This window comes from Bradyrhizobium sp. PRIMUS42, assembly GCF_023006515.1.
In the GTDB taxonomy this organism is placed as follows: Bacteria; Pseudomonadota; Alphaproteobacteria; order Rhizobiales; family Xanthobacteraceae; genus Bradyrhizobium.
In genome coordinates, this window is the sequence record NZ_JALBGZ010000542.1 from 1 (window position 1) to 4313 (window position 4313).

Consider the following 4313-nt stretch of genomic DNA (forward strand, 5'->3'; position numbering starts at 1 on the left):
AGCTCGGCCGAGCAGACCGACTGGCATGATGAGGCCGAGCGCGCCTTCCTGCGGAGCCTGGCGGGTCGGCTCGATGCCGCCGTGAACGCCGGCGAGACCACGGCCCTGACCATGGTGGCCTCACCACGTGCCCTCGGCATGATCCGTGCCGATTACTCGGAGGTCATGCGCAAGGCGCTTCGGGGCGAGATCGGCAAGGATCTCGTCAAGCTGCCGGTCTACGAGATCGAGAAGCAATTGCTGCTGTCGGGCGCCGCCCAATAGGGGCGCCCGCAGAGACCGCACCAGCGTCCCTCAGTAGCAGGGGTGCCGGCGGCGGTCCTGGCCGACATAGGCCGCCGCGCCCTGGTAGCAATGGTTGGTCGACGGGCCATCGTAATAGGCGAAGGTGCCGGGGGTGATGCCGGGACCGTAATTGTGCACATAGCTGATCGGGTAGGGCAGCGGGTTGACGTAGCGGTGGTACCGGTGGTGTCCCCGCGCCTCCGCGAGGCCAGGGGCTAGGATTGCGGCCGACAGGGCAGCAACCGCGGCTACAAGCTTCAACTTGCTCATCTTGATTCTCCGGGGACCCGCGCGAATAGGTCGGCCATCTATAGCCACTTCGATCCTCCAGGGCACCCGTCCAGCGCCCGGAAATCCGGGACAATCCCGCAGATTCCCGGGTGGGTGTGACAGAATTGTCGGAAATGCCGTCCAGGCCTGCCCATTTTTGGCCTTTTCGGGATGCTTAACGAATTCCCCACACAAGTATGACCAAAGACTATTCGGTTAAGAATCCTCCCGCCGGCCCCAGGGCTCATTCACGGGTCCTTCGAGGCCGGTCCATTCCTGAAGGCTTTGCCGTCACGCCGCCATGCGCATCACGCTTCTGAGCCTGCTGTTGCTCTCCATCGCCGCCGCCGCGCCGGCGCGGGCCGAGCTGCATATTACCCGCGACCACGGCGGCTATGTCGAGGAATACAAGGCCAAGTACAAGCGCGTCCGCGAGAAGGGCGAGCGGGTCATCATCGACGGCATCTGCAACTCAGCCTGCACGCTGGTGCTCGGCATGGTGCCGATGAACAAGATCTGCGTGACGCCGCGCGCAAGCCTTGGCTTCCACCAGGCCTATTACGACAAGGCCTTCACCTTCGGCATCAAGGTCACCAGCTCCGAGGGGACGTCCGACCTGATGTCCTACTATCCCAATACGGTGAAGGACTGGATTCGGCGCAATGGCGGGCTCACCACCGACATGAAGAAAATCAAGAACGGCATCGAGCTCTGGAAGATCATCGACCCCTGTCCGGAAGAGTGGTGAGCGGCTGAGCTGAGCCGTTGTCCTGCCTCGCAGCGCAGCATCGTCCGGACGAAATTCGCATTGCCGCATAGCCCCCCGCTGGGGCAATGAAGGCGGCAATGGACCACAATCAAGAAGCCCTGACCGCCCGCGCCGCGCCGATCCTGTTCGTCCTGCTCTGGAGCACCGGATTCATCGGCACCAAATACGTCGTCAACAATGCCGATCCCTTGACCTATCTCGCCATCCGCATGGCGATCGTGGTCGGCCTGATGGCGATGATCGCGGCGATCGCGCGGCCGGAATGGCCGGATCGTATCGGCATTGCGCATAGCGCGGTCGCCGGCATTCTCGTCCACGGCTTCTATCTCGGCGGCACCGCGATCGCGATCGCGCATTCGATCCCGGCCGGACTCTCCGCGCTCATTCCGGGCCTTCAGCCGATCCTGACCTCGACCATTGCCAACCGCTGGCTCGGCGAGCGGGTGACGCCGCTGCAATGGGCAGGGCTGGTGCTCGGCCTCGGCGGCGTGGTGATGATCCTGCACAACCGTCCCATGACCGGCGAAGCCGGGCTCGGCTGGCTCGCCTCGGTGATTTCGCTGATCAGCATCACGCTCGGCACGCTCTATCAGCGCCGCTACTGCAACCAGATCGACTGGCGCGCCGGCAATCTCGTGCAATATGTCGCTGTCACCATTTTCTTTGCGATCGGGGCCTTCCTGTTCGAAGACCGCGTGGTGCACTGGACGCGGGAATTCGTGCTCGCGCTCGCCTGGCTCGCCGTGGCACTCTCGATCGGATCGATCGGGCTATTGTACTGGCTGATCCGCCACGCCGCGGCGACCTCGGTCGCGAGCCTGTTCTATCTGGTGCCTGCCGTGACCGCGCTGATGGCCTATCTGCTGTTCGGCGAGAAGCTCGATGGGCTGGCGATTGCCGGCATGGCGATGTGCGCGGCCGCGGTGTTCGTCGTCAACCGGCGCTTCTAGTCAGACAGGGTATGGTCGCCGGAATACATCCCGGACGTGCGGGACGCGCTCGTGTTAGGCTGGGCTGATTTCAGCTTCCCTTTCACACGGTGATTTCATGAAGAAGGCGCGGCGCGCACTGCTCGGCAGGTCCTTAAGGCCGGTCCGGATTGCCTGCATCAACTACGCGGAGGAGATGATAAGCGACCGGATGATGGCGAGGCTCACGGCCGCGCTTCAGAAATGCTACGACGAGCACTTCCTGCCAATATGGGGCTACCCCGTCGATCTCGACGTCACCCACAAGCCCAAGTCGACGGACTGGCAGCTCGTCTATTTCGACGATGCCTCCCACAAGAACTTCCTCGGACGGCACGAGTTGACCCATCGGGGACAGCCGATCTCGAAGATCTTCGTCAAGGCGCTGGGTGACGAGCCCGTCAGCGTGGCGGCGTCGCACGAGCTGTTCGAGATGGTGCTCGATCCCATGGCCAATCTGTGGGCCGACAAGACCCGCCACACCCAATATGCCTATGAGGTCTGCGACGCCGTGGAGGAGGAGTCGTTTCTCGTCAACGGTTTTCCGATGTCGAACTTCGTCTATCCATCCTGGTTCGAGCCGTTCGGGCATCCCCGCGGCACCAAATTCGACCATATGGGATCGTTGAAGGAGCCGTTCTCGATGACCGAGGGTGGCTACGTCATCAAGAAGGTCAACGGCAGGCGGCTGATCAAGCAGTTCGGCTCGCCGGAAAAGCGGCGGCGCTTCAACGCCGAGGACCGCCGCGGCCATCGCAGCGAATTCCGCGATCCGAAGGGAGAGCATCACCCGGGCCGGCGCGCAGCCAAGCGGCGAGGGTAGGGTGTCGGCGTCTCCGGGTGCGTCCGCACCCGGAGACGTCTCCAAGCGTTGGGCTCAGCGCTTGGCCTTCTTGGCCTTCTTCTTCGACTTGGTGGCTTTCTTGGCGGCCTTCTTCGCAGACTTCTTGGTGGCCTTTTTCGCGGCTTTCTTTGAAGATTTCTTCGCCGCTTTCTTCGTGGTCTTCTTCGCAGCCTTCTTCGCAGCCTTCTTGGCTTTCTTCTTGGCAGCTTTCTTCGGGGCTACTTTCTTCGCGACCTTCTTGGCGGCTGTCTTCACCTGCTTGACGGCGGTGACTGCGGCGTCCTTGGTCGCTTCCACCGCATTGGTGATCGTGTCCATCGCCTGCTCGGTGATCGGCTTCTCGTCGTCCATATCGTCCCCCATTGTTTGAATAGAGCGATGACGATAGCCGGTTTCGAAATTGTGTCAAAGCAGCGCTCAACCTTTGCGGATCTTTGCGTAAGCGGCGAGCGCGCGCTGGCGCCCCCTGGCATGATCGACGATCGGCTGCGGATAGGTCTTGCCGGGCGTGATGCCCGCGCTCGCAAGCTCGATCGGCGTCGCCCGCCACGGCTGGTGGATCAGCTTAGACGGCAGGTCTTTCAGCTCCGGCAGCCAACGCCGAACGTAGGTTCCATCGGGATCGAACTTCTCGCCCTGAAGCTGCGGGTTGAACACGCGGAAATAGGGCGCGGCGTCGGCGCCGCAGCCGGCGACCCACTGCCAATTGGCGGGATTGCTGCCTGCGTCCGCATCGACCAGCGTACCCCAGAACCAGCCTTCGCCCTCGCGCCAGTCGATCAAGAGGTGCTTGACCAGGAACGAGGCGACCACCATCCGAACCCGGTTGTGCATCACCCCGGTGTGCCAGAGCTCGCGCAGGCCGGCATCGACGATGGGATAGCCGGTGCTCCCGCGCTGCCAGGCGGCGAGCGCCTTCTTGTCCGGTTTCCAGGGGAAGCCGTCGAAGTTCGTCTGCAGGTTTTCGGTGGCGAGGCCGGGATGATCGTGGAGGAGGTGGCGGCAGAACTCGCGCCAGCCGAGCTCGCTCAGGAACTTGTCGATGCCCGGTCCGAGTGCCGGATCTTCATCCGCGGCGAACCGCGCCGCGTGCCAGGCCTGGCGCGGGCTCAATTCGCCGAACCTTAAGTGCGGCGACAGGCCTGAGGTGCCCTCGCGATCCGGGCGGTCGCGATCG

General features: G+C 63.3%; 7 protein-coding genes. 4 read left to right on the top strand and 3 right to left on the bottom strand.

Annotated elements, in window-relative coordinates:
• On the top strand, positions 1-264 hold a 264-nt coding region (locus MOV75_RS28775; RefSeq protein ID WP_247007030.1), incomplete at its 5' end, for a host attachment protein.
• Positions 265-294: 30 nt separating this feature from the next.
• On the opposite strand, the gene MOV75_RS28780 is transcribed toward MOV75_RS28775, so the two are convergent.
• Complete coding sequence (locus MOV75_RS28780; protein ID WP_246919408.1) at positions 295-555, bottom strand: hypothetical protein; 261 nt, start codon at positions 553-555, stop codon at positions 295-297.
• 301 nt (positions 556-856) lie between these two features.
• Here MOV75_RS28780 and MOV75_RS28785 point away from each other — a divergent pair, with 301 nt between their 5' ends.
• From MOV75_RS28785 to MOV75_RS28795, 3 genes are all read left to right on the top strand, one after another.
• Positions 857-1303, top strand: coding sequence for a hypothetical protein (locus tag MOV75_RS28785; protein ID WP_246919405.1), 447 nt, complete (start codon positions 857-859; stop codon positions 1301-1303).
• A gap of 98 nt (positions 1304-1401) precedes the next feature.
• The gene (locus MOV75_RS28790; protein ID WP_246919402.1) at positions 1402-2274 is read left to right on the top strand and encodes a DMT family transporter; all 873 of its coding nucleotides are present in this window, start codon (positions 1402-1404) and stop codon (positions 2272-2274) included.
• Positions 2275-2371: 97 nt separating this feature from the next.
• Entirely contained in the window at positions 2372-3115 is a 744-nt protein-coding gene (locus tag MOV75_RS28795; RefSeq protein ID WP_246919399.1) for a hypothetical protein, read from the top strand.
• Positions 3116-3169: 54 nt separating this feature from the next.
• Here the strand turns inward: MOV75_RS28795 and MOV75_RS28800 are convergent, their stop codons facing one another.
• Positions 3170-3487 (bottom strand): histone, encoded by a 318-nt coding sequence (locus tag MOV75_RS28800; RefSeq protein WP_246919396.1) that lies wholly within the window; start codon positions 3485-3487, stop codon positions 3170-3172.
• Positions 3488-3553: 66 nt separating this feature from the next.
• The coding region (locus MOV75_RS28805; protein ID WP_247007031.1) for a deoxyribodipyrimidine photo-lyase at positions 3554-4313 on the bottom strand (760 nt) is incomplete at its 5' end.